The following is a 25,173-nucleotide window of genomic DNA, read 5'->3' on the forward strand; positions in this document are numbered from 1 at the left end:
GTATCCACGGGCACCATCGGCCCCCCAAGCGTCCCGGCGGCACGCCCCCGGGGCGCCAAGCCCGCGAGATGGGCCGACAACCCCGCAAAGCGCGGGGACACTCCGTCATTCCTGGGATCACGCGGGATTTGCGCGACTGACCGCCTCCGGCGAGCGCATTTTGAAGATTATTACCCCTCCGAGGGAAAAATAACGGCCCGGTGACGCCTGACTGACGCCGGCAACGACGGCGGCATGGTTCCTGGACGTCAGGCAACCATCGTGGCGGACATTGGCGTCGAGCGAGAAGCCGATGACCCAGCCGGCTTCGGCAGCTGCCGACACCAGCGCCGTGTCAGCGGCTTGTTGCGCGCCGGCGACCACGCCCGAGTTGGAGGATTTTGACGACATGCCATCGCAAGCTTTGCAGACAAGGACGCCCGCAAGGGCGCAAGCCGCAGTTCCCGATCGGGCGCCGGTCATGCCGGTAACGGGGTTTGCCCCAGGTGATGATGGCCTGGGCGTCCGCGCGATCGTCGGCCTGCCCGTCACATGGTGGCAGCGGTCTCGTTTCAGGGCAGAGCTGCGTGCGGATCTCAGGGACAAGCGAGATTTTCTCCGCGACATCGGTCTCGGCGTGCACGAAGCGCAAGCCGAAGCGTCCCGGTKKTTCTGGGAAGCCGTGATCCTCAAGCGCCGATAGCCCAACCTCGGCAATCATTGCGGGCCCGCCAGACCGGAACGCGAGCCGGCCTCCCCTCAATGCTCCACCCGGTACAGCCGCCATCGCTCCGGCACGCCCTTGAGCTGGTGAACGCCGTGATCCCTGAAGCGGATGTCGGACTTCGACATCAGCTCCTTGACCGCGCTCGAGACCAGGACTTCGCCGGCACGCGCCTTGGCGGCGACGCGCGTGCCGATGTGGAAGGCGAGACCGACCATTTCGCCGCCGCTGACCGTGTACTCGCCCGCATGCAGCCCCACCCTGATCTCGAGCCCCAGCGTGCGCACGGCCTTCTGGATCGCGGTCGCGCAACTGACGCCGGCGGCCGGCGCCTTGAACGTCGCCAACACGCCGTCGCCCGTGGTCGTGACTTCCTTGCCGCGCGACGTCTTCAGCTCCTTGCGGACGGCCGCGTAATAGTGGCCCATGATTTTTGTCCAGCGCGCATCGCCGAGCTTGGCGGCCTTTTCGGTGGAGCCGACGATATCGACGATCAGGATGGTGGCGAGTGTCTGTTTGAGGTCGGCACTACCGGCGGCGGAGCGGCGCCGGTTCGCAATGGGTCCGGCCAGCGGCTCGTAGCGATGGTTGCGTCGCCGCGCGATCGCGGCCTTCGCATAGTCCTGGGCACGCTGCGCCGTGCCGCACCGGACTGTCTTCTCCTGCGGCAGACGGGTCCAGTAAACCTTTCGCCCGTCGCCGGCGCCCTGGACCTCAACGGCGCCCCACTTCAGGAACACCGCCGATCCAACCCGCCTGACACACCACGCCTTCGACGTGTATCCGGAAACGTTGGACTGATGGACTCCGATACGAAGGAATTTCGGCATGAAGGTGCGGCCAATCGATGGAACGTTTGGGCGGGCCTGGCGCCAAACGTAATCGCACAATCCAGCGTTGGCAACAGGGCTCCCGATCGAAGATTTGCCGATGGCTTCCGCCTCAATTCGCAATCACGATCAACCCGACGTCGTCGCGATGGCGGGCGCCCGGCGCCCGACACCTCGCATCCTACGCTCGCATCCTACGCTCCCCTGCGCGCCTCCTGCCTGCCGATCGTGCAGCGCCACGCCGCGAGACGCTCGGCCGGATGCTGCGCCATCCATTCGGCGAGCTGCGGCGCACCCATCAGGCAGGATTGCATGGTCACTTCGGCGAAGTCCGAGGTCGTGACGATCTGCTCGTGGCAGTCTGCCGGAGACGAGAGACTGCAGAGCACGGCAATGATCTTGATCATGTCACGACAGCTCCTTCGACCAGTCGTATTCCGTTCTGACGGCCGAACGCGACAATGCCCTGGCGGCATCGACGCTCGAAGCCTTCGCGGCGCGCCGCTGATAGTCATTGGCCAGCATCTCGAGCCGGGCCGCGACCGCGTCGTCCGTCATGGTCCGGGCCGCGCGGAGCAGGCTCTGCGCCGTCTCCAGATATTCCTTGCCTCGTCGTGACATCTGCATCGTCATAGGATCCTCGCGCGGTTCTCGGGAAGCATGCCCAAAGCGATCGGGAATCGACCCATCCAGTCGCGGTCGGCCTGCCGGCGCGCCGTGCAACGTTCGACGCACTTTTTCGAGCAGAGGGGCTTCCGCCAGGAGTAGTAGCGGACCAGGCCAAACTTGCCGTCGCACACGGCACAGCGCCCGGTTCGACTGCGAAGATCTTCGGAACAGTTTGGCATTGGTGTCTCCTCTCGAGGTCGCGTCCGATGTTGTCGATCACCTTTTCCGTTACATCGAGGCAGCCGCATTGACCGTCCTCGACGAAATCGAGCGGCACCAGTCGTATGGCCGCCAGTGCAATCAACATAGGAGTCCTGCGCGGAGATATCTTTCGACAAGGCGACCGATATTCCCCATCCGCACGACTTGCGGCGCGCGCATGGTGGCGTCCGCGGCAACCGTGCGATTGCGCAATCGGCGCCCGCTCGACAGCGGCGCTCCGAATGGCCGCTGCACGACGCACAGGAATGTGGTCAATGAGGATTTTCGTTCAGGGTGGCCATCGCCTGACGTGTCGCGGTCATGGTATCGGGAGAGACACGGATCGACCGATCACGCGCTCGCAGTCGAACGGACGCCTTTTACTTCCGCACCAGCGGAATCTGCAGATTGGTGGGGCGGTTCTGCTCGGTATCGAAGCCGCGACCGTCGATGTTGCGCGCGCCCCAGAACAAGAAGTCGCCCCGGAGATAGACGAGGTCGTACTCCATAAAGTTCGTTGCTTCCTGGAGACCAAAGGGAGCAAAGGCCTTTCCGAATATGCTCTGGGTCGAATTGACCGCCCAGGGGGCGTATCCCGCGGACGCGACCTTGTTGAGGATGTCGGCGAAGCCTTGCGCAAGCGGCGTTATCTCGTAGGTCTCATCGGCGACGAAGTCGACCTTCTGGGCGGCCGGCGCAATCGGATGCGGACCACGCCACAGCATGTGCCCGCCGATCCTGATCCGCACCAGCGGCACGGCACCATAGGCGTCGGCTGAATTGACGATCTCGAGCTCGAATCGATCCGACGGCAAATAGCTGAAGGCACGCTTGAGATAGAACGGCTTGAGCGTACCGTCGGCATTCTTGCTCGCGCTCGGCCGCACCTCCGGCGCGATGCTCTCCCAGGTTCCGAGCATCGCCTGCTTGATCTTCGTGACGTCTGTTTCCATGTCTGTCTTCGCCTGGTTGGAGGGAGATTGCGCCGCCGCTCCGCCGCATCCTGTCATCGCCAGAACGAGGCACAGCGATACCCAAATGCCCTTGAACATGGGCAGGCTCCGTTCGGTTCACGTACAAGCAACGATGGTGCCCTGCCTGTCAGGCAGGCCCCTGCAGGCGTGCTATACGGACCGCTGGTCTTGCTGGAAAAGACTTTGTAGGCTGGCCCCATGCCTGCAAGACATGGGAGACTGGCATGGAGCTCCGGCATCTCCGCTACTTCGTCGCCGTGGCCGATGCCGGCAGTCTGACGGTTGCCGCCGAGCAGAAGCTGCACACGTCCCAGCCGTCTCTCAGCCGGCAAATCCGCGACCTCGAACAGGAAATCGGGGTTCAGCTGATGCATCGCGGCGCTCAAGGCGTCGAGCTGACGCCGGCCGGCAAAGCCTTTCTAGAACATGCACGAATGACGCTGCTTCAGGCGGAAGCGGCAAAGGAGGCCGCGGTGCGAGCGGCTCAACCCGCCAGGCCGGCATTCGCTCTCGGCTTTCTATCGGGCGCGGAAATCGACCTGCTGCCCGAGGCGAGCCGCGTGCTTCGGGAGGCTTTTCCCGACATCGACATCCGCCTGTCGAGTGATTACTCACCTGTGCTCGCCAAGGCCCTGATGAGGCGCAAGCTCGATGCGGCCTTCATGCGACCGGAAGAGAACATGGGAGACCTCGCCTGCACGCGCGTGCGCACGGACCCTCTGGTCTTCGTTTTTCCAAGCGACCATCGGCTGGCATCGCAAGCCGCCGTCGCACCGCACGAGATCATCGACGAAAATTTCTATCTTCCGTCCAAATCGGCACCCGCGGCGCGACACGCCGTTCTGGAATATCTCAACCGGGCAGGCATCGATCTCAAGCCCGAACGGGAGGTGCACAATGTCGTGCACGCGATATCGATGATCACATCGACGCGGGCGGTCATGTTGTTGCCGGCCTACACGAAGCGCTATCTGCCGGAGTCGATCACCACGCGGCCGGTGAAGGGAGACGTGCCCACGCTCGACCTCGTCATCGCCTACCACAAGGCGAACAAATCTCCGATCCTGAAGCTGCTTCTCTCCAAGGCCGGCAAGCTGGCCGGGGCGGCGGCCCAGGCCTGAACCGGAAACCGGGAGGACCGCCCTCAGCCGGGATACGCGAACAGCTCGATCGCCTCGCTAAATCCCCGCACCTCGTATTCGCCCAACCGCTCCAGCTCGAACTCCCGCTCGACCAGCTCGGCGAACGCACGCGACAGCAGCACGGGTCGTCCCAATTGCTTGGTGAGGGCTTCGAGACGCGAGGCCATGTTGACGGCGGGACCGATCACCGTGAAGTCGAGCCGGGTGCTCGACCCGATATTGCCGTACATGACGTCGCCGACATGAACGCCGATGCCGTAGTTCAGCGGCGCGCGGCTGGTCGCGCGGTTCCTGTCGTTCAGGGCGGCCATGGCCTGACGGGCCTCGGTCACGGCGTGCAGCAGGTTGGCGCAGGCGTTGGGCGCGCTGAGCGGAAAGATCGCGAGCAGGCCGTCGCCGATGAATTTCAGGATCTCGCCGCCGTGGCGCGCGATCGGCTCCGACATCGCGTCGAAATAGTCGTTGAGGAGATCGATGACGTCGTCGCGCGGCCAATTGTCGGAGATTTTGGTGAAATCGCGCAGATCGCAGATCATGATCGCGGCGCGCACCGTGGTGCCGGTGCCGCGCCTGGTGGCGCCGGCCAGGATGAGCTCGCCGGCGTGAGCGCCGACATAGGTCTCGAGCAGCGTTCGCGCCAGACGGTTCTTGATGCGGATTTCGCTGACCAGCGCCAGCACCGGCAACAGCTTCTTCAGCGCGGCGATATGTGCCTCGTCGAAACCGCCGGGACGGTCGGTCGCGAAGGTGACGAGATGACGCTTGCCGAGGGTGTGATAGAGCGGCCACGCCACATAGTCGGTCAGGCCCTTCGTCCGCATCTCGTCATAGAGGGCATGCTTGCGGCCGAGCGCCGGATCGCGCTCGAGATTCTCGCGCACTTCGGTCGCACCCTCGAACATTTCGTTGGCGGGACTGCCGATGAATTCGGAGCGCTCGCGCACGTCATAATCGACCCGCGCGATCTCGGCCTCGCGCATGCCGTCGGACCACATGAAGCGGGCCCCCAGCCATTGCGGATGATGGATCAGGACATGAAGCGTCGACCGCTTCAGCGGAATGCCGGCCTGCTGAAGGCGGAGACACATCTGCGCAAAGATGTTGTCGATGAAGCGCTCGTCGCGCGTGCCGTTGGTCAGCCAGTCGACGACGCCGTCGGACAGCGTCGTGGGGGGATTTTTGTCTGGCGCGTTCATATCCTGCCCCTTCGCGGCGGTCTGCACAGGAGGAGATATCGTGCGCAGGCCGGGCCGCGTCAACCTGGCCAGTTGCCCGGATTGTGCGCATCGGCTCGGCGATTGCCGTCTAGCCGGCGAGCCGGATTGATCCCAGCACCGCCAGCCCCGAGACGAGTGCGAGCCTGGACGCCTCGGTCAGCTCGACCTTCAGCGTGCTGCCGTCGGGGATGACAAACTCCTCGCTATTGAGGCGAATGCTGCAATTGCCGGAAACCGCGTAAACGAGATGCGTGCCGGCAAATAATGGCCGATCGCCGGGTTCCCTGAGCGCCAGAAGCTCGATCTCCGCCGCACCGCGCCGGGCCATCAGGTTCACGACCTCGACGGGGCCGGCCTCGAGCTCGGTCACGATGTCGAGTTCGCCGGTGAAGCGCACGGTCGTGAACGGCTCGCGCTCGTCGAATTCCTGTCCCGGTGCCTTCAGCACCAGCCCGCGCCCAGCGATGACCATCTGCAAGCGGTCGATGCCCGGCATGTAAGAGAAGGGGCCGGGCGCCACGATCGGCGTCGCGGCGAAGCGCCAGAGCAGGCTGTCCCAATCCTTCACCGGGGAACCGGCACGATGGGCATCCGCGATATCGGTGAAGACGCCGCCGCCGTTCTTCCAGGGCGACCGGGTGTAGTTCTCGGATGTCAGCAGCGTGGTTTTCATGTCTTGGAGACCGTCGGGAAAGGCGAGCAGACCGATATCACAATGAACGAAGGCTTGCGATCCCCGAGCCTCAAATCGCGTCGTCGTCCTGGCGAAAGCCAGGACCCATTACCCCAAATGTTCGTTGTCGAAGCGAGCGGCAGCCACACCGTCTTCCAACAATATTGGACGGTGATTATGGGTCCTGGCTTTCGCCAGGACGACGTTGGAAAGTGTCGCACCATCCGGGTTATGCGCCCTCACTCCCCCTTGCCGCCCTTCAGCTTCGGCAGGGTCTCGACGATCTTCTGCTTGCCGTCGACGATCTCGGCCAGGAAGCTGGCGCGGTCGATGTCGCCGTTCTGGTCCCAGCTGGCTTCCATCAGCATGCCTGGGGCCTTGTCGGGCGTTAGCGTCAGGCCCTTCATCGCAGCACCGAACGCCTTGCTGTCGAACTTGCCGATCTTTTCAGTGACGTATTTGACGAGATAGACGGCGGTGTAACCCTTGATGCCGTTGTGGTCGGGCCGGTACTTGTAGCGCTCGCTGAACTTCCTGGCAAAATCCTCGATCGCCGGCACCGGCGCATCGGCGCTCAGGCCGACATGGCCGCGCACGCCGTTCGCCGCCGGGCCGGCGAGCTCGACCACCTTCTGGCTCAGCAGCGTGGTCTCGCCGAACAGCGGCGTCGACAGTCCCTGCCGCTTCGCCTCGATCAGGAAGCGCGCGCTCTCCTCCTCGTTGGTGTAGACGAAGACGGCGTCGGCCTTGGCGCTCTTGAGCTTGATGACGTCAGAGCCGAAATCGACCTGGCCCTGCTCGGTGGAGATATCGGCGGCGATCTCGATGTTGCGCGCCTTCATCTCTTTCAGAAAATTGTCGTGGCCGCCCTTGCCGAAATCATTGTTGACCCAGACCAACGCAACCGTCTTCACCTTGAGCTTGTCGTGCAGGTAATTGGCGATCTTGGGCATCGAGAATTGCTGGCCGAAAGCGGTGCGGAACACCCACGGATTGCCCTGCGTGGTGATGTCGGCGGCTTCCGCGCCGACGATCTGCGGGATCTCGGCCGCCTGCGTCAGCGCCATGTTGACCTTGACCGAGCCGGAATAGATCGGCCCGAGCACGACATAGGGATCCTTGTCCAGGATCTTCTGCACCTGCGCGCGCGAGACGCCGGGATTGCTCTGGGTGTCGAGATGCTCGCTCTGGATTTTCCGACCCAGAATGCCGCCGGCATTGTTGATCTCATCGACGGCAAGCGCGACGCCGTCGCGCCAGTTGGTGCCGGACACCGCACCGGGTCCGGACAGCTCGACGACGTCGGGAATGTAGACGGTCTGCGCCTGCGTGGCGCCCGCCCATAGCGATGCCGCGACGGCGATGATCGCCCCTGCAAGATGCTTCATGACGTTCTCCCTCCCCTTTGCTTTCGTTGTTATGATTGTTCCGCAGCGCCGTCGAAGCCGAGCAGTCTTGCCGGCGTTCGCCATAGCAGGCGATGCTGATCGTCGGCGTTTGGAAACAGCCGGGGCAGCAGCGCGAGCAGCGGCCCGTAATCGAGCCGTTCGGGCGCGCGCAGGAACGGATAGTCCGAGCCCCAGACGCAGCGATCGAGCGAAAAGGCTTCGACCAGCGCGGCGATGAACGGCCAGGTGTCTTCGTAAGGATGCGGCTGCTGCGAGAACTTGTAATAGCCGGACAGTTTTATGTGGGCGTCGCGCTCGCGGCCGATCGCCAGCAGCGCCTGGAAAGCTTTGCCCTGCAATCCCTGCGCGACCGACGGCCGCCCGCAATGATCGAACACCAGACGCACGGGTGATTTTTCGATAAGCGGCAAGAGCGGAATGAGCTGATCGTTCTCGACCTGGATTTGCAGGAACAGGCCGAGGCTGGTCAGCTTCTCCAGCAGCGGAGCCGTATCGCGATAATAATCGGCGCCGTGGAACGGCACATTGAAGGCGACGCCGACCACGCCGGCCGCCTTCAAGCGTTCGAGCTCGTCAGTGTCGACGTCGTTCTCGACCACTGCGACACCCCTGAAGCGGCCGCCGCCCTGCTTCAGCGTGTCGAGCAGGATGCGGCTGTCGCTGCCATAGCCGGTGTTGGTCGCGACCACGAGCGCGTGGCGGACATCGAAGGCGTCGAACACCCGGATCAGCTGCGCTGCGGGTGCGATCTCCTGACCGCTCGGCCGGTACGGCGTGTCGGGACCATAGGGAAAACGGACCGGGTCGATGGCATGGATGTGGCAATCGATTTTGGGGCACGCCGGCAAGGTCATGGCGTAAAACTCCCCTCGCGCGTCAGAACGTCGCCTCGATGGCCTTGATCAGCTCAGGCGTCACGTCCGGCATGATTCCGAACCAGGCCTTGAAGGCGAGCCGGGCCTGGTTGAGCAAGAGGCCGAGCCCGTTCACGGTCACGCAGCCCCGTGCGCGGGCCTCGGCCAGGAACGGCGTCTCCAGCGGCGTATAGATCAGATCGGCGGTGAGCGTGGTGGACTTCAAGCGCGAGAGGTCGATGTCGAGCGCGCTCTTGCCGACCATGCCGCGATCGGTGCAGTTGACGAGCAGCGCGACATCCGCGAGCGCGGCGCCGCGATCGTCCCAGGCAACGGTGCTGACGACGGAGCCGAATTCCTTTGCGATCGCCTGCGCTTTCTCGGCCGTGCGATTGGCGATGCGGATCTCGCGGGCGCCGTTTTCGAGCAGCGCCACGACCACCGCGCGCGAGGCGCCGCCTGCGCCCAGCAGCAGGATCGGCCCCGCATCGCCGCGCCAGTCGGCCTTGGCATCGCGCAGGCTCTGCACGAAGCCGTTGCCGTCATTGTTGAAGCCCGAGAGCGTGCCGTCGGCTTCGACGACGATGGTGTTGACGGCGCCGATGCGCTTTGCGGTCTCGTTGACATGGTCGAGCAGCGGCATCGCCGTCTGCTTGTGCGGCATGGTGACGTTGCAGCCGCGGAACCCGAGCGCGATCAGCCCGTCGAGCGCGTCCTCGAGCCGTTCCGGCTTGACGGCGAGCGGCACATAGGTGCCGCGGATGCCGTGCGCCTTCAGCCAGTAATTATGGATCACCGGCGAGCGCGAATGCGCGACCGGGAGCCCGATGATGCCCGCTAAACCAAATCCGTCCGCCTGCGACATGCTGCGCTTCCATCCTCGACCGCGCCCTTCGGCACGCGACCATTTTATTTGGTCATTTGTCCAAGACAATTAGAGGGAATGGCTAGCGCGTGCAATCTGAATCTGGGGACCTCTGCAGACCGGAATCGGGCGCCCGATTGGCGGCCTCAAATCACGCCGGCGCCCCAAATTTCCGTCGTCGTCCTGGCGAAGGCCAGGACCCATTACCCCAGGGAGAGGTTGTGGCGCGAAGTGGTAACTGCGGCCCCGCGTAACCACATCCGACGGTGGTTATGGGTCCTGGCCTTCGCCAGGACGACGTTGGGGAGATGTCGCTTCCAAGCACTCGTCGGGGTCGTAGCCGGATGGAGCTCAGCGAATCCGGGCAAGCAGCACCTGCATATCCCCGCCCGCTACGATATTTGCGTATCCACAAGCGCGACGTCATCCTGAGGTGCGCTCTTGCGCGCCTCGAAGGATGGGCCCCGAGCGGCTGTGGCCCGGATGGAGCGCAGCAAAATCCGGGGCAGTTCGCGCGTTGAGATCGCGATCCCGGATTACGCTACGCTCCATCCGGGCTACGGATCGGGACCTACATCCCGCTCAGGCCGCTATCCACCGCCAGCGTCTGCGCGGTGACGTAGACACTTTCGTCCGACAGGAAGAACAGCACGGCGTAGGCGATCTCCCAGGCTGTCGCCTGGCGGCCGAAGGGGACGTGGCCCTTGCCGCGCGAGGGCCGGCCGGCGCCGGCCTCGCGGCCGTTCGGGGTGTCGACGAGGCCGGGATAGACCAGATTGGCGCGGATGCCGCGGCGCGATCCGAGATGGGCGATGTTGCGCATCAGGCCGCCGAGCGCGGCCTTGGAGGAATCATACACCGCCATCTGCGAACCGGCCTTCAGCGCAGCGATCGAGGAAATGAAGACGATGGCGCCGCCATTGTCGAACTTCGGCATCGCTGCGCGGCAGCACAGCATCGGGCCGCGGACGTTGACGTCGTAGATCCTGTTCCACTCCTCGGGACTGACGGCATCGAGGCCAACTTGGCCGAAGGTGCCGATGTTCAAAACCATGCCGTCGAGCCCGCCCATCGCGCGGTGCGCTTCGTCGACCATGCGGACGACGTCTGCTTCGCTCGTGACGTCCGCCGCGATGGCAAAAGCCTCGCCGCCTTCGTCGGTGATGCGCTTCACCGTCTGCTCGGCGGAGGTGCGGTTGAGATCGGCCACCGCAACCTTCGCGCCCTCGCGTGCGCAAAGGATGCTCATGGCGCGGCCATTGCCGATCGGGTCGGTGGCGGCGTCGAACACGCGCTGGCCACCACCGACGATCAGGATGCGGCGCCCTTTCAGGCGTCCCCTGCCCGGGGCTTCGCCCAGCGATTCAAGGCTGGGGGGACGAACGTAGCGGTCCGGCTTGGTCTCGGAATTCTCAGCCATTTTGCTCGCCTACGTCTTGCCGCCGTCATAGACCTTCATGCCGGCCGCGGGATCGAGGTCGGTCTCGGTCGCCTCGGTGAGGCGCGCCATCATCATGTAGAAGCCGAGCGCGACGATGGATTCCACGACCTCCTGGTCGCTGAAGTGGCGACGCATGGCGGTGAAGGTGGCCTCCGCAACGCGGACGTTCTCGACGATTTCGCGGCCGAACTTGAGCAACGCGCGCTCGGCATCGCTTAAGCCGGCGGCATCGTAGTCACTGCGTTCCACCGCATCGATCTGCGCTTGCGTGCAGCCGACGCCGAGCGCGATCGGAACGTGCTGGCGCCATTCATAGGCGCCGCCTTCGAGCTGCGCGGCCTGGAGGATCAGAAGCTCGCGGTTGACGGCCGAGAGCTTCTGCTTGTGCAGGATGGAATTGCCGAGCCGCATCGCCGGGATCATGTTGGCCTCGGCATGGGCCATCATGCGAAAGATGTTGAGCTTGACCGGCATGCGGTCGAACGAGGCGCGGATGTCGCCGCTCGTCGTCTCCGGATCAATCAGGGGCAGCCTTGCCACGCGTCTCTCCCTTGGGTTTTCGTTTCTTGTTGTCGTTTGTCCCGCCATCCGCCGCGATCAGCGACAGGAAGAAAGCGAGGTAGCGATCGATCGCCTCGATCACCTTCGGCCGCGGCGACGGCGTCGCGCCCATCACGTAATGCTCGAGGCGGATGTAAATGAGGCCGGCGGCGAACAGCCGCGCGGTCTCGCGCGGATCCGGCGTCGAGACGAGGCCAGCGAGCGCAAAGCCGCGGAAGTAATCCGTCATCATGCTCTGCTCGCGCGCGTAAAAATGATCGGCGAATTTGGCGCGAATGCCGGGCACGCGGTTGCGCTCGGCGGTGATGACCTTCTGGAACTGGTGCTCGCGCGGATCGGACCATTGCTCGACCAAGTCCAACGCAAACTGCCGGCAGAACGCGGCGGGCTGGCGCGCCAGCTGCTTGTAGCGCGGCTCCTCCAGCCGGCTCGCCGAGCTGGCCGGGCCGTGCTCGGCAACGATCGCTTCGAGGATCGCGGCCTTGCCGGGGAAGTGATTGTAGAGGCTGCTCTCGCGGATGCCGACACGGCGCGCCAGCTCGCGCATCGAGGCGCCGCCATAGCCGCTCTGCGCAAACAGGTTGAGCGCCTCGGAGAGGATGCGCTCGCGGGTCGTGGGCGCAGCCGCTTCTGCCGCGCTGGAGGTGTGGACAGCCATGCGGCTTGACTAACGAACGATCGTTCGCTAGTCAACCGTACGAACGATCGTTCGTTTCGCCAGTCTGGCGGCAACGATCGCGGCCCGCAAGTCCGCTTCGGGCGCTGTTCTCGCGTTTCAACTCCGCTCCAATGAGAGGCGGAGAGCAATTTTGGGGAGACGACGTCATGGCGCGCTTCGCCCGCCTTCGCGCGGCCTGCATCCTGCTGCCGATGCTCGCAGCAAGCACAGTTCAAGCCCAAAACACAAAATACGATCCCGGCGCCGACGACAAGACCATCAAGATCGGCACCACCGCGCCGCTGAGCGGCCCGGTCTCGGCCTTTGCGCAGATCGCGAAATCGGCGGAAGCCTATTTCCGCAAGGTCAACGACGACGGCGGCGTCAACGGCCGCCGCATCCAGATGATCATCGCCGACGATGCCTACAGCCCGCCGAAGACGGTGGAGCAGACGCGGCGGCTGGTCGAGAGCGAGGAAGTCCTGTTGATCTTCGGCGGCGTCGGCACGCCCACCAACAGCGCCGTGCACAAATATCTCAACGACCGCAAGGTGCCGCAGCTCTTTTTGGGCTCGGGCGCGGCGAAGTGGGACGATCCGAAGAATTTTCCCTGGACCGTCGGCTGGCAGCCGACCTATCGCGACGAGGCGATCGCCTATGCCAAATACATCAAGGCGAGCCATGCCAATGCGAAGATCGGCGTGCTCTACCAGAACGACGATCTCGGCAAGGACTATCTGAAGGCCCTGGAGGAAGGCCTCGGCAGCGGTGAAGCCATCGTCGCACGCGCGGCCTACGAGACCACGGCGCCGACCGTGGACACGCAGATGCTCCAACTGAAGACCGCCGGCGCCGATGTGGTGCTGGTGGCGGCGACGCCGAAATTTGCCGCACAGGCCATCCGCAAGATCGGCGAGATCGGCTGGAAGCCTGTGACGATCATTTCCAACGTCTCGGCCTCGATCAGCGGCGTGCTGGAGCCGGCCGGCAAGGACAATTCCACCGGAATCATCTCCAGCCAGTATTTGAAGGACGCGACCGATCCGGCCTCGAAGGACGATGCCGGCTACAAGGAATGGGTCGCCTTCATGGACAAGTATCTGCCCGAGGCCAACAAGAGCGACTGGCTCAACGTCTACGGCTACACCATCGCGCAGACGCTGGTCACGGTGCTGAAGGCATCCGGAAACGACCTCACCCGCGCCAACGTGATGAAGCAGGCGACGACCATGAAGGACGTGCGCCTGCCGATGCTGATCAACGGCACCGCGGTGAACAATTCCCCTGAGCATTACACGCCGATGACGAGCCTCCAGCTCATCCGCTTCGACGGCACGCGCTGGGTGCCGTTCGGCGACCTCCTGAAGAACTGAGCGATGCGGGGGTTGCGGATCGGCAGCATGCGGGTCGATCTCGTCAGCGAGATCGCCGCGCTCGCCTTCGACAAGACCTGGCTGTTCGCCAACGTCACCGACGCGGTGATCGCGGAGAACCGGAGCTGGCTCGATCATCGCTATATCGAGCCGGAGACCGGCCGCTTCATCCTGAGCCACCACTCCTATCTCGTGCGCACGCCGCACTGGACCGCCATCGTCGACACCTGCTGCGGCAATCACAAGCATCGACCGCGCGTGCCGGTGTGGAACGATCTCAACCAGCCCTATCTCGACAACATGCGGGCGCTGGGCGTCGCGCCCGAGCAGGTCGACTTCGTGATGTGCACGCATCTGCATGTCGACCACGTCGGCTGGAACACGCGCCTGATCGACGGCCGCTGGGTCCCGACCTTTCCCAACGCGCGCTATCTGATGGGACGCGCCGAATACCGCCACTTCGAGGCCGCGCACAACGCATCGCCGAAGAGCCCGGTGAACCATGGCTCGTTCGCGGATTCGGTGCTGCCGGTGGTCGCGGCCGGCCTCGCCGAATTCGTCGAGACCGATCATCGCCTGTTCGATGACCGCGACGCGGCCCTGCGCTTCGCGCCGGCGCCGGGGCACACCGCCGGCAACATGCAGATCCATCTGAACGGCGGCCACGACCACGCGGTGATGTCGGGCGACGTCATCCATCATCCGATCCAGTGCGCCGCGCCGTGGCTGTCGAATGCCGCCGATGTCGATCCGGCCGCGGCAATCGCGACACGGATGGCGCTGCTGGAGGAGATCGCGGACACGCCGAGCTATCTGCTCACCGGCCACTTTCCCGCCCCGACCGCGGGACGCGTGATCCGGCATGGCGAGGCCTACAGATTTCGTTTCGAGGATTAGGGGAAACCATCATGAAGCTGCGCATCGTCACGCTGTCATTGCTCGCATTGTTGTCGGCGGCGTTGCCGGCACGCGCCGAGGATCCTGCCGCCTACCCCACCCACAAGATCAAGATGCTGCTGCCCTACGCGGCCGGCGGCGGCGGCGACGTGGTCGGCCGGCTGCTCGCGGACAAGATGGGCAAGTCGCTGGGACAGAGCATCTATATCGAGAACCACACGGGTGCTGCCGGCACGCTCGGTACGCAGATGGTCGCGACATCGCCGAACGACGGCTACACCATCACCGTCGGCGGCATGACCACGCATGTGCTGGCACCCGCGATCTATCCAAAGCTACCCTACGATTCGATCAAGGATTTTACGACCATCGGCCGCGTCGGCGTTTCCTCGATCATCCTGGTGGCGACCAAGGATTTTGCCGCCAACGACATCAAGGGCCTGATCGCGCTCGCCAAGAGGGGGGAACCGATCCAGTACGGCAGTTGGGGCATCGGCTCGACCGGGCAGTTCTGCGCGGAAATCCTGATGCAGCAGACCGGCATCAAGATGGAGCACGTGCCGTTCAACGGCATCGCGAAACTCGCCGGCGACCTGCTCGGCGGCCACATTTCGCTGGCGACGCTCGACGTAGCGACCGCGACGCCGCTGGTGAAGGACGGCTCGATCAAGGCGCTGGCGGCCTGCGGCGAACGCTCGCCGAGCCTGCCGGATGTGGCAAGCTACAAGGAGCAGGGCGTGCCGTTCGACCGCAGCCTGTCCTGGGCGATGTATGCGCCCGCGGACCTCGCCGGACCGGTCGCGCAAAAACTGTCGGCGGCGCTCAAGGACGCGCTCGGCGACGCCGAGGTGAAGGCGAAGCTGCTGGCGCTCGGCATCACGCCGCAATTCGTCTCCGGTGAGGAGCAGCGCGACATCAACGCGCGCGACATCGCGGCCTGGAAGCAGGTTGCCAAGGACGCAGGCATCGAGGTCAAGTGAATCGAGGTCGAGTGAGACAGCTGACAACGGGAGCGCGGGCATGAGCCGCATCTTCGGCGCGGTGCGCCAGAACGGATATGTGGTGCGGGACATCCACGCCGCGATGAAGCACTGGATCGACGTGATGGGCGTCGGCCCCTGGTACTACATGGACCGCGTCAAGACCGACTGGTTCCGCCATCGCGGCCAGGACTCCGCCGTCGAGATGAGCATTGCGCTGGCCAATTCCGGCGATCTCCAGATCGAGCTGATCCAGCAGCGCACCGACGCGCCCTCGATGTACAAGGAGTTCCTCGATGCCGGCCGTGAAGGCCTCCAGCACATGTCGTACTGGAGCCACGACTACCAGGCGCTCTACGACAAGGCGATCGGGCTCGGCTACAGGATCGGCCATGAGGGCCAGATCGGCGGCGACAAGGGACGCTTTGCCTATTTCGACACCCAGGCCCATCCGGGAACAGTGATCGAGATCTCCGACATCAGCGGCACCAAGGGCCCGTTCTTCGAGCGCGTCCGGCAGGCGGCAGCGAGCTGGGACGGCACGCGGCCGATCCGCGAGGTCGGCGCGAAATCGTAAGACCGGTCACTGGCCACGGCGTCCGCATATGAGGTGGGCGTTCTGCGCGCTGAAGCTTCCGCAGCGTCATGGCCGGACTTGTCCCGGCCATCCACGTGCCAGCCAAGCGGAACGAAGAACGTGGATGCCCGGGCCTTCGCCTCGCCGGAGCGGCTTCGGCCGCGCAGGCGGGACAAGCCCGGGCATGACGACGTCGTGTAAATCGTCAAATATGATTGCCTCGGAACGCTGGCAGGAAGCGCCGGACGAAACCAAATAGAAATTGTATTGCGGCCCCGGTCGGATATTGTTTCCGGCATTTCCAGATCCCGGCTTGGGGGCCGTGATGAAATTCTTTTATCTGTTTGTTGTCAGCGCCCTGGCGCTCGCCTTCCAGCCTGCCGCGGCCTTCGCCGACCAGCGCATGGCGCTGGTGATGGGCAATTCCGCCTATCAGCGCGCGCCGCGCCTCTCCAATTCCGTCAACGACGCCAACCTTCTGGTCGAGACCTTCAAGAAGGCCGGCTTCACCGTGGTCGACGCCCGCAACGACCTGTCCGCCCAGGACATGCGGCGCACCTTGCGTGATTTCGGCGCCAAGGCCCGCAGCGCCGATATCGCCGTGGTCTACTATGCCGGCCACGGCATCGAGATCGACGGCAACAACTATCTCGTGCCCGTCGATGCCCAGCTCGAGAACGACACCGACGTCTATGACGAGACCATCGGGCTCGACCGCGTGCTGGTCGCCATCGAGCCCGCGAAACGGCTGCGCCTCGTCATTCTCGACGCCTGCCGCGACAATCCGTTCGCCAAGAACATGAAGCGCACGATGGCCTCCCGTGCGGTGGCGCGGGGCCTCGCGAAAGTCGAGCCGTCGAGCCCGAACACGCTGGTGGCGTTCGCCGCCAAGGCCGGCCTCACCGCGCTCGATGGCGACGGCAAGAACAGCCCGTTTGCGACCGCGCTGGCGCACCACCTCGCAACGCCCGGCCTCGATCTGCGCAAGGCGTTCGGCTATGTCCGCGACGAGGTGCTTCAGACCACCACCAACAGGCAGGAGCCGTTCATCTATGGCTCGCTCGGCGGCGACGACGTCGTGCTGGCGCCGGCGGCCGCGCCCCCTCCTCCACCTCCGATGCCCGTCGTGTCCGCTGATACGAGCGCATCGCGCGACTACGAGTTCTCGGAGCGCATCGGAACCGTCGAAGCCTGGGACGTCTACATCGCGGCCCATCCGAGCGGGTTCTACACCGATCTGGCAAAGGTCCAACGCAACAAGCTCGCCGCAGCCGCCGGTCGCACCGCGACTGCCGCGGTCGGGATTGAGCCGAAGAAGGTGCAGACCGCGCCCGTTCTGCCACCCCCGGAGGCCGCAAAGCCCGTCGCCGCACCGAAGCTTGCGGCAGCTCCGGCCATCGTCACGCCGCTCGCTCTCGTCACCACCCCGGCAACCGAGACGAAGAGCGTCGCCGCCGTGCCGGCATCGACCTGCACCACGCGCACCGCGCGGCGCGGCAACGATGCCGCCGGCGGTCCCTTCATTCCGGTCTCGATCAAGCCGAATGTCGAGGGTGCGAGCGTCCGGACCATCGCCGTCTCTCCCAATGCCAGGGAGATCGCGACCGCCGGCGACGACGGCATGATCCGGCTTTGGGAGGCCTCCTCGTTCCGGCTGACGCGCGTGCTGAAGGGACATTCCGGTCCGGTCTACGCGCTCGACTACTGGACCGACGGCACCCAGCTCGCCTCCGCCGGATGGGACGGCAAGGTCAAGGTGTGGGATCTCAAAAGCGACAGCCCGAGCCTGAGCTTCGATGCCGGCGCAAAACAGTTCGCGGTCGCCTTCGCGCCGGAAGCATCGCTCAAATATCTGGCGTCGGCCGGCGAGGATGGCGTGGTGAGGATCTGGAATCTCGCGACCCGCGAGCTCGCCAAGAGCAGGCTCGACCACCAGAGCGCCGATCCCGCGCGCGCGGCGGTCCGCTCCCTGAGCTACGCGCCCTCCGGCTCGGGCGAGTTCGTCTCGGCCGGCTTTGACGGCAAGATCAGGTTCTATCGCACCAGCGGCACCATCGACGCCAAGGACGCCTATGGCCGCAAGGCGCTGCGCGTGGCCTATTCGCCCGATGGGATGCGCGTGGTCACCGCCGGCTCCGATGCGGAGCTGGGTTCGGCAAAAGTGTGGGACGCGAGGGGCGGCAGCTCGCGGCTCCTCGCCGGCCATCGGGATTACGTCGTGTCCGCGAGCTGGTCCGCAGACAGCAAGCGCATCGTGACCGGCGGCGGCGGGCGCGACAAATCGGTGAATTTGTGGGACGCCGACAGCGGCCGCCTGCTGGCGAGCTTCGCCGGCCATCAGGAGGATGTCGAGGCCGTGGCGTTCTTTCCGGGCGGGACGCGGCTGATCTCCGCAAGCGAAGACAAGACCATCAAGGTCTGGGACATCGCCGAACGGCGCGCATTGCTGACCGCCATCGGCTTCGGCGACGACGGCTATGTCAGCTATACACCGGAAGGGTGCTACGCCGGATCGAGCGGCGTCGAAAGCCGGCTCAGCATCTTCAACGGCAGCCGCTACGAGCCGATGTCGCTGGAAGCGCGCAAGGCGATGCAGGAACCGGCAGGATTCACCTCGCTGCTGGCGCGGTAAATCACAGACACCACCCGCTCTGTGGTATGCTTCACGTCCAGCGTTCAGCGAGGCGACCATGTCCGATGCTGATAAGGTTTTCGCGGGCTCCATCCCCGGGATCTACGACACCTATTTCGTGCCGCTGATCTTCTCCGATTATGCCGACGACATCGCAAGGCGCGTCGCGGCGCTCGCGCCTTCGGCATTGCTGGAGACGGCCGCGGGCACCGGCGCGGTGACGCGCGCCGTGGCCGCCGCACTGCCTCACGGCCTCCGCTATGTTGCGACCGACCTCAACGAACCGATGCTCGCGATTGCGGCGCAGCGTCAGCGCGCGGATCCGCGCATCTCCTGGCGTCAGGCCGATGCGTCGGCCTTGCCCTTCGATGATGCCGGGTTCGACATGGTCTGCTGCCAGTTCGGCGCCATGTTCTTTCCGGACCGCGTCAAGGCGTATGCGGAGACGAAGCGCGTCCTGAAGCCGAACGGCACGTTCGTGTTCAATGTCTGGGACCGCATCGAGGAGAATGTGTTCGCGCATGAGACGACGATGGCCCTCGGCAAGCTGTTTCCCGATGACCCTCCCCGTTTCATGGCGCGGACGCCGCACGGCTATTTCGACAAGGCCGTCATCAAGGCCAATCTGGAGCAGGCGGGCTTTCGTCACATCTCGATTGAAACGCTTCCCGCGGTGAGCCGCGCTCCGACTCCCGACCTCGTGGCCTTCGCCTACTGCCAGGGAACGCCGCTGCGCGGCGAGATCGAGGCAAGAAGCGGCGGCGACCTTCAGGCAGCGACCGACGCCGTCACCGAGGCGATCCGGGCACGCCATGGATCCGGACCGGTCGAGGCCAAGATTCAAGCCCTGGTGATCACGGCGCGTCCCTAACCGCGGGACCAGCGCGATCTGCTTCCGGTCAAGGGCGCGAGGACAAGCGAGCAACGACAGTGACTGTAGAGCCAACTGGAAGAGTCGTCATAACGCTTCACGGCATCCGCACCTATGGCCGGTGGCAGGAGCGGTTGCGGAATATCCTCGAGAAGGACCAACGATGGCAGCATGAAGAACGGCGGGAAGTACTGGTCTACAAGTACGGTTTCTTCACCCTGTTTTCATTCCTGATTCCATTTCTTCGAAACCTGGCGGTGAAGCGATTCAGGGAATACCTCGAATCCATCTTCGAAACGGAGCCTCCGCGGCGCGTCGACATCATCGCACATAGCTTCGGAACGTATCTGGCGATAGAAGCGTTGGCGAGCCCGAAGCTTCCGATCGGCGTTCGGATCCACACTGCAATCCTGTGCGGCAGCGTGCTCCCGCCAAATCGCAATCTCAGCCGTCTTCTCGGCCAGAGCCGCACAGTCGGCCGAGTCGTCAATGACTGCGGCATCCATGACGACATATTGCTGCTGACTCTGCCGATACTTGGTGTTGGCATGGCGGGGCGCCTCGGTCTGCACGGCCTCGAAGGTCGCACGCTGCGCAATCGATACCACCGCCTTGGCCACAGCGGATACTTCGAGCGGGCCGGAGGCCGATCCTATGATGGATTCATGCGACGCTGGTGGCTGCCGCTCCTCTTGAGCGACGAGCTTCCGTCCGACAGGGACCGCAGACCCAGCCGTCCACCGCTCTCCGATCGCTTCTGGCGCCTGTTGGGCGAGAATGACGGGACACTTGCCATTGCCCTGTACGCAGGAATTCTATTTTCGCTGTCCGGGACTTTCGCCTATCTGTGGCGCGAGGCCGTCGCACAGCAGAAGATTGCGGTCGCCAACGAGAGTCATGCGCTGAGCGCGCTCTCGCGCATCGCCACCGGAAATCATCGATCAGTGGACGCGGTCAAGCTCGCCCTCGCGGCTTGGCCTCGGCTTGATCTTCGACCGTTCGCAACGCAATCATCTGGCAAATATCGTCCCAAGACTGATGCAGCTCTTCAGGCGCTTGCTGGAGCGATCGGCGCCGACCCCGGGCTGACGCGACGAATGCGGCACGACGGTCCCGTCATAGGCGCGATACTGACCAAGGACGAGCAGCGACTACTGTCCTGGTCCAAGGATGGCACCTTGCGCGCGTGGAACACATCGAACGGACGCCAAATTGGACCCGCAATGAGACATTTGCGCCAGATCGAGAAAGCACTCCTCTCAAGCGACGACAAGCGCATCCTCTCCTGGGACAACAACGAACTGCGAATGTGGGATGCAACCACCGGACTTCAGATCGGTCCAACCATGACCGACAAGGAATCGATCCGCGGCGCTCTCATAACGAGCGATGAGCGCCACATCATCTCGTGGGGCTCCGATCTGCTGATCTGGAATACTCCGTCCGAACAGCAGCAATCGCCGATAAGGATTCCGGAGGTGTTCATTCGCGATGCCTCTGCCGTCATGGCTGGACAGAGGCTCGTCTCCTGGAACAGCAGCCAGATCATCGTGCGTGACGTCGCAACCGGCGCCCAGCTCGGGCCCACGACGGAACACGATGTCAGTTCCGAGGATTGCCGGGGCGGGTATTACAGGAACGCGTTGCGCGGCTGCCCGTTCGACGAGTTACGAGGCGCCATTCTGACAGACGATCAGCGCATCATCTCGTGGGGCGCCAATCAGTTGCAACTTGCCGACGCTCGTACCGCAAAACAGATCGGCAGCACGATGATGCACGAGGGTCCGGTTGGCGGCGTGCGTCTGACAAGCGACCAGAAGCGCATTCTATCCTGGTCTGATGATGGCACCCTGCGGATCTGGGACGCGCTACGTGCTCACCAACTCGGCCCTGCCATGGCTCACACGGGTGCAATTAACGGAGCCGTGTTCACCGCCGACGATCGCCGAATCTTGTCGTGGTCCGTCGACGGAACGTTGCGCCTGTGGGACGCCGCCAGCGGACGTCAGATAGGCCCGGACATGAGACATCAGGGCGCAGTTGCAGGTGCCCTCCTTGCCAAAAGTCAACGGCGTGTCCTGTCGTGGGATAGTGGAGGATTGCACCTTTGGAGCATACCTGACGGCAAGCAGATCAGCCCCACGATCTCACACCCAGGGGTCAAGGGCGCGTTGTTGAGCCGAGATGGCCGGCGGATTTTCTCCTGGTCCGAAGACGGCAGCGTGCAGATCGCCGACACCGTGATTGGACAGCAAGTTGACGCCGTTTTTCAGCAAGATTCCGTTGATGGCGTCCTCTTGAATGGAGATAGCGGGCGGGCCGTATTCTGGTCGACCGACGGGAGCTTGGGGCAGGAGAACGTCTCGACCGGCGAGAAAATTGGCACCACCATGAAGCATGGCCGTCCGGTGAAGGGGGCTTATCTCTCCATCGACAAGCGCCGTATTCTGTCTTGGGACAAGCGCGAGGTGCGCCTGTGGGACGCGGCAACTGGAATGCAGGCCGTGCCGTCGATGCTGCACCCGGTAACGCGACCCATGCCCGAGGACAAACTATCGCAGATGATCGAGGAAGGTCGTTCAGACGACGATGACAGCGGCACGCTCGTCGGCGAAGTCGAGGGCGCGCTGCTTGCAGACCAGGATCGACGTATTGTCTCGTGGACCAACGACGGAGTCCTTCGTCTATGGGACGCGGCGACCGGGCGTGAAATCGGCTCTCCGACCAAGGATAAGGTCGATGGCGTCGTGCCGTTCGATGATCGGCGACGCATCCTGACCTGGGGCGGCCGTCAACTGCGGCTGTGGGATGTCAGCGTTGGTCAACCGATCGGCGTCGCCATGTCATCGGATGGCGAACCAATTCAGGGGGCGCTGCTCAGTCATGACGAAAGACGTATTCTTTCCTGGGATAGAGCGACGTTGCGGCTGTGGGATGTTGCGACCGGCAGCCCGGTCGGAGGCGCAATAAAATACGAACCGGCGGTGGTGCGAGGCGCCCTGCTAACGCGTGACGGCCGTCGCATCGTCGCCTGGGGAGACGACAAGTTGCAAGTGTGGGACGCGCAAACCGGAAACCGTGTCGGGCCCCCACTGAAACATAACAAGGGCTTGATCCAGCAGACTCTGCTGAGCCGGGATGAGCAGCGTATCCTCACTTGGGGGGCCGATGAATTGCGGTTATGGGACGCTGCGACCGGCATGCAAATCGGCCCAACAATGAAGCATGACAATCTCTGGGGCGCGAATTTCGTCAACGGCCAACGCCAGATTCTTTCATGGGGGCGCGACGGGCAGCATCTATGGGATGTCGATTGGCCACGTGGCGACCTTTTGGCAATCGCTTGCGCGCTACTGCCCGAGCACGAACTGTCGCCCTTGTCGCAACGCTATGGAATCGAACTCACCGAGCCGATCTGCGTCTCAACTGCGCCACTGGACTCGCCGCTGATCCCGTGAGGGAAGTTCCTCATCATGAATCGGCGGTCGCGCGAATAAGGCGTCGCACGAACTTACGTCCCGCGTCCTACCAGAAGCTCCGCGGCATCGGCTGCGGCTGATAGTACTGGTACTGGCCGCGCTGGCGGCGCGGGTTGACGGGTTGCGGGTTCGGATCGCGCTGGAAGAAGAAGCCGAAGCCGTTGCCGCCATTGTCCCAGCTGTCATCGCTCGCCACGTCCATCGGAGGCGCGGTCGGCTTGCGGGTGATGAAGCCGCCCTGCGGCTGGTTGCTCAGCACTGCGACGAATTCGGTGCGATAGTTGGTCTCGCTGCTCAGCGGCTCGTCCGAGATGATGATCGACGAGCGTGGCAGCGCGGTCGGCCCGATGCGATCCCACACGTCCTGCGGGATGGTGATACGGTCGAGCGCGTTCTTGGCGTCGTCGCCGTTTTCGATCGTGACCACGCTCCAGCGCAAGCCCGTCTCGTTCTTCGCCATCGCCGTGAAGATGTGCGTGCCGAGCGGCTGGTCGGGATTGCGGATCGTGACGGGAACCTCGATGCTGGTATCGAACACCTCGCCGCCGCCATCCGGCGCCGGCTTGTGCGTGTTCCGCCGCACATACAGCTTCTGCGTCGCGCGGCTGACATAGACCGAGACCGGCTCGAGCGCGAGTTTTGCGTCCGTCGCCGCTTTGACGGCTTCAGCCTTCTTTGCCGCCGCCGCCTTGGCGGCATCCTTGGTGGCAGCAACGGCGTCGCGCTTCGGCTGCGCGGCGGCCCTGGCGGCATCGAGCTGGCTCGCCGCGTCGGCGGCCCTGGTCGCCGCCTTCTGCTGCAGCTCCTCGGCCTTGGCCCGGGCCTGATCGGTCTTTGCGGCCGCGAGCGACTTGGCGGCGAAGGCGAGCTCGGCGTCGGCGCGGGCCTTCTGCTGTTCAAGCTTGCGCAGCGAGGCGGGAAGCCCCGTGGCCTCCTTCGCCGCCGCCGCAGCAGCCTTCTTGGTCTCGTCGGCCGCGCGGATGGCCTCCTCGGCCTCGCCGGAGAGCTTGTCGACACGGTGCGGCGCCGCCTCGATGGCCTCCCGCTTCGGCATGAACAGCGCGGGATGAGAGAAATCGACCGGGGCCGCGTCGTTCGGCGAGATGATCACGCGCATGCCGATGTTGGTCTTGTCGAACAGGCCCTCCGCGAAGCCGAACGGCATCCGCACGCAGCCGTGCGAGGCCGCGTAGCCGGGCAGCGGCCCGCCATGCAGCGCGATGCCGTTCCAGGTGATGCGCTGCATGTTCGGCATCCAGGCATCGTCATACATGGTCGAGTGGTGGTCCTTGTCCTTCTCGACGATGGCGAAGACGCCGGCCGGCGTCTCGCGTCCGGTGGTGCCGGTCGAGACCGGGGCACGCAGGATCCAGCCGTCGGCGTCGTAGAAGGTAACCTGCTGGCTCTTGATCGACACGATCGCCATGATCGGCTCGCCGGCCTCGCGCGGCGCCACGGCCTCGGCCGGCTGGCGCGCCTGCTTCGCCGCGGTGGCCGGGGTCACCGCCGCAAAGACCGCCGCGGTCGCGAGCGCGATGATCCCGGGAGGCGCCCAACGCCGCATCGCCAAGGTGGATTGCGCCGTCGTCAGTCGGTTTTTCATGCCATCCTCGGTCGAAATGCCAGTCCGCTTGGGTCGATCAGGTGTCAGGTTGCTCAGTTTGCGATCTCTGGATTAAGAAATCGCAGCCGCCCTACGTTCCGTATGTGGCGATATTCGGCCCGTTCCGGCGGCAAATCTCTCATATACGACAGCTTGCGCTGGAGAAAGGGTAGCCCGCGCCCGGGGCTGGCGACGAACGCTGCGGCAGAATGTCCGCCTTGGCGGTGCCGCATCCCCCGGTTTTTTGCCCCCGCGCTGGAGCCGAGCGACTTGGAGGTCACAGTCCAGGTCACACATCGCCCCAGACGCCGCATTAACGACTGTTCACCGCGCCAGCTTTCTGGTGCAGACGGGGTCTCCCTTGGGCATGACTTTGCAATCCCAATCGGGTCCGAAGCCGGTGGCTTGATGGAAGAAGGGAAATCGCACGGAAACAAAGACGACAGCACACGCCAGGAGCAGCGCGAACACGATGCCCACAATGTCAGCTCGCGTTGGATACCACCGAGGCCATCTCATCTTTCGATCCACAGCGCTTTGCTTCGAAGCCCGCCAACGATGCGG

General features: G+C 64.3%; 22 protein-coding genes. 8 read left to right on the top strand and 14 right to left on the bottom strand.

Features of this window, described 5'->3' with window-relative positions; all coding sequences use genetic code 11:
* Positions 1-117: 117 nt before the first annotated feature.
* The 5 genes from ACXJMY_RS23080 to ACXJMY_RS23100 all read right to left on the bottom strand — a co-directional run bounded on the left by ACXJMY_RS23080 (position 118) and on the right by ACXJMY_RS23100 (position 3,455).
* Positions 118-390, bottom strand: a complete 273-nt coding sequence (locus ACXJMY_RS23080; protein WP_456621647.1) for a hypothetical protein — start codon at positions 388-390, stop codon at positions 118-120.
* A 348-nt stretch (positions 391-738) separates the two neighbouring features.
* Positions 739-1,533, bottom strand: a complete 795-nt coding sequence (locus ACXJMY_RS23085) for an adenylate/guanylate cyclase domain-containing protein (protein ID WP_456621648.1) — start codon at positions 1,531-1,533, stop codon at positions 739-741.
* Between the two features lie 194 nt (positions 1,534-1,727).
* Positions 1,728-1,940, bottom strand: a complete 213-nt coding sequence (locus ACXJMY_RS23090; RefSeq protein ID WP_456621649.1) for a hypothetical protein — start codon at positions 1,938-1,940, stop codon at positions 1,728-1,730.
* A 1-nt stretch (position 1,941) separates the two neighbouring features.
* Positions 1,942-2,166, bottom strand: coding sequence for a hypothetical protein (locus ACXJMY_RS23095; protein ID WP_456621650.1), 225 nt, complete (start codon positions 2,164-2,166; stop codon positions 1,942-1,944).
* 617 nt (positions 2,167-2,783) lie between these two features.
* Positions 2,784-3,455 (bottom strand): hypothetical protein, encoded by a 672-nt coding sequence (locus ACXJMY_RS23100; protein ID WP_456621651.1) that lies wholly within the window; start codon positions 3,453-3,455, stop codon positions 2,784-2,786.
* A gap of 146 nt (positions 3,456-3,601) precedes the next feature.
* On the opposite strand from ACXJMY_RS23100, the gene ACXJMY_RS23105 reads away from it, so the two are divergent.
* Positions 3,602-4,498, top strand: coding sequence for a LysR substrate-binding domain-containing protein (locus tag ACXJMY_RS23105; protein ID WP_456621652.1), 897 nt, complete (start codon positions 3,602-3,604; stop codon positions 4,496-4,498).
* A gap of 23 nt (positions 4,499-4,521) precedes the next feature.
* Here ACXJMY_RS23105 and ACXJMY_RS23110 read toward each other — a convergent pair whose 3' ends face one another.
* The 8 genes from ACXJMY_RS23110 to ACXJMY_RS23145 all read right to left on the bottom strand — a co-directional run bounded on the left by ACXJMY_RS23110 (position 4,522) and on the right by ACXJMY_RS23145 (position 12,197).
* Positions 4,522-5,715 (bottom strand): adenylate/guanylate cyclase domain-containing protein, encoded by a 1,194-nt coding sequence (locus ACXJMY_RS23110; protein WP_456621653.1) that lies wholly within the window; start codon positions 5,713-5,715, stop codon positions 4,522-4,524.
* A gap of 109 nt (positions 5,716-5,824) precedes the next feature.
* A complete protein-coding gene (locus ACXJMY_RS23115) occupies positions 5,825-6,409 on the bottom strand; it encodes a HutD/Ves family protein (RefSeq protein ID WP_456621654.1) in 585 nt (194 codons plus the stop codon).
* 239 nt (positions 6,410-6,648) lie between these two features.
* Positions 6,649-7,797, bottom strand: a complete 1,149-nt coding sequence (locus ACXJMY_RS23120) for an ABC transporter substrate-binding protein (protein WP_456621655.1) — start codon at positions 7,795-7,797, stop codon at positions 6,649-6,651.
* 29 nt (positions 7,798-7,826) lie between these two features.
* Entirely contained in the window at positions 7,827-8,672 is an 846-nt protein-coding gene (locus ACXJMY_RS23125; protein WP_456621656.1) for an amidohydrolase family protein, read from the bottom strand.
* Positions 8,673-8,694: 22 nt separating this feature from the next.
* Positions 8,695-9,537: a shikimate dehydrogenase gene (locus tag ACXJMY_RS23130; protein ID WP_456621657.1), complete on the bottom strand. Its 843-nt coding sequence runs from the start codon at positions 9,535-9,537 to the stop codon at positions 8,695-8,697.
* 571 nt (positions 9,538-10,108) lie between these two features.
* A complete protein-coding gene (locus tag ACXJMY_RS23135) occupies positions 10,109-10,957 on the bottom strand; it encodes an SDR family NAD(P)-dependent oxidoreductase (protein WP_456621658.1) in 849 nt (282 codons plus the stop codon).
* Positions 10,958-10,966: 9 nt separating this feature from the next.
* Positions 10,967-11,518: a carboxymuconolactone decarboxylase family protein gene (locus tag ACXJMY_RS23140; RefSeq protein WP_456621659.1), complete on the bottom strand. Its 552-nt coding sequence runs from the start codon at positions 11,516-11,518 to the stop codon at positions 10,967-10,969.
* Positions 11,496-12,197: a TetR/AcrR family transcriptional regulator gene (locus ACXJMY_RS23145; protein ID WP_456621660.1), complete on the bottom strand. Its 702-nt coding sequence runs from the start codon at positions 12,195-12,197 to the stop codon at positions 11,496-11,498. The genes ACXJMY_RS23140 and ACXJMY_RS23145 overlap by 23 nt, the downstream gene beginning before the upstream one ends.
* Positions 12,198-12,364: 167 nt before the next feature.
* On the opposite strand from ACXJMY_RS23145, the gene ACXJMY_RS23150 reads away from it, so the two are divergent.
* The 7 genes from ACXJMY_RS23150 to ACXJMY_RS23180 all read left to right on the top strand — a co-directional run bounded on the left by ACXJMY_RS23150 (position 12,365) and on the right by ACXJMY_RS23180 (position 22,985).
* On the top strand, positions 12,365-13,570 hold the full coding sequence (locus ACXJMY_RS23150; protein ID WP_456621661.1) for an ABC transporter substrate-binding protein: 1,206 nt from the start codon (positions 12,365-12,367) through the stop codon (positions 13,568-13,570).
* A gap of 3 nt (positions 13,571-13,573) precedes the next feature.
* A complete protein-coding gene (locus ACXJMY_RS23155) occupies positions 13,574-14,467 on the top strand; it encodes an MBL fold metallo-hydrolase (protein WP_456621662.1) in 894 nt (297 codons plus the stop codon).
* Between the two features lie 11 nt (positions 14,468-14,478).
* A complete protein-coding gene (locus tag ACXJMY_RS23160; RefSeq protein WP_456621663.1) occupies positions 14,479-15,447 on the top strand; it encodes a Bug family tripartite tricarboxylate transporter substrate binding protein in 969 nt (322 codons plus the stop codon).
* A 40-nt stretch (positions 15,448-15,487) separates the two neighbouring features.
* Complete coding sequence (locus tag ACXJMY_RS23165) at positions 15,488-16,024, top strand: VOC family protein (protein WP_456621664.1); 537 nt, start codon at positions 15,488-15,490, stop codon at positions 16,022-16,024.
* Between the two features lie 325 nt (positions 16,025-16,349).
* Positions 16,350-18,656, top strand: coding sequence for a caspase family protein (locus tag ACXJMY_RS23170; protein ID WP_456621665.1), 2,307 nt, complete (start codon positions 16,350-16,352; stop codon positions 18,654-18,656).
* Positions 18,657-18,714: 58 nt separating this feature from the next.
* Positions 18,715-19,527, top strand: a complete 813-nt coding sequence (locus ACXJMY_RS23175) for a class I SAM-dependent methyltransferase (protein ID WP_456621666.1) — start codon at positions 18,715-18,717, stop codon at positions 19,525-19,527.
* Positions 19,528-19,661: 134 nt separating this feature from the next.
* Positions 19,662-22,985, top strand: a complete 3,324-nt coding sequence (locus ACXJMY_RS23180; protein WP_456621667.1) for a hypothetical protein — start codon at positions 19,662-19,664, stop codon at positions 22,983-22,985.
* 67 nt (positions 22,986-23,052) lie between these two features.
* On the opposite strand, the gene ACXJMY_RS23185 is transcribed toward ACXJMY_RS23180, so the two are convergent.
* Positions 23,053-24,609: a L,D-transpeptidase family protein gene (locus ACXJMY_RS23185; protein ID WP_456621668.1), complete on the bottom strand. Its 1,557-nt coding sequence runs from the start codon at positions 24,607-24,609 to the stop codon at positions 23,053-23,055.
* Between the last annotated feature and the right edge of the window lie 564 nt (positions 24,610-25,173).

It is taken from the genome of Bradyrhizobium sp. P5_C12 (genome assembly GCF_054049735.1).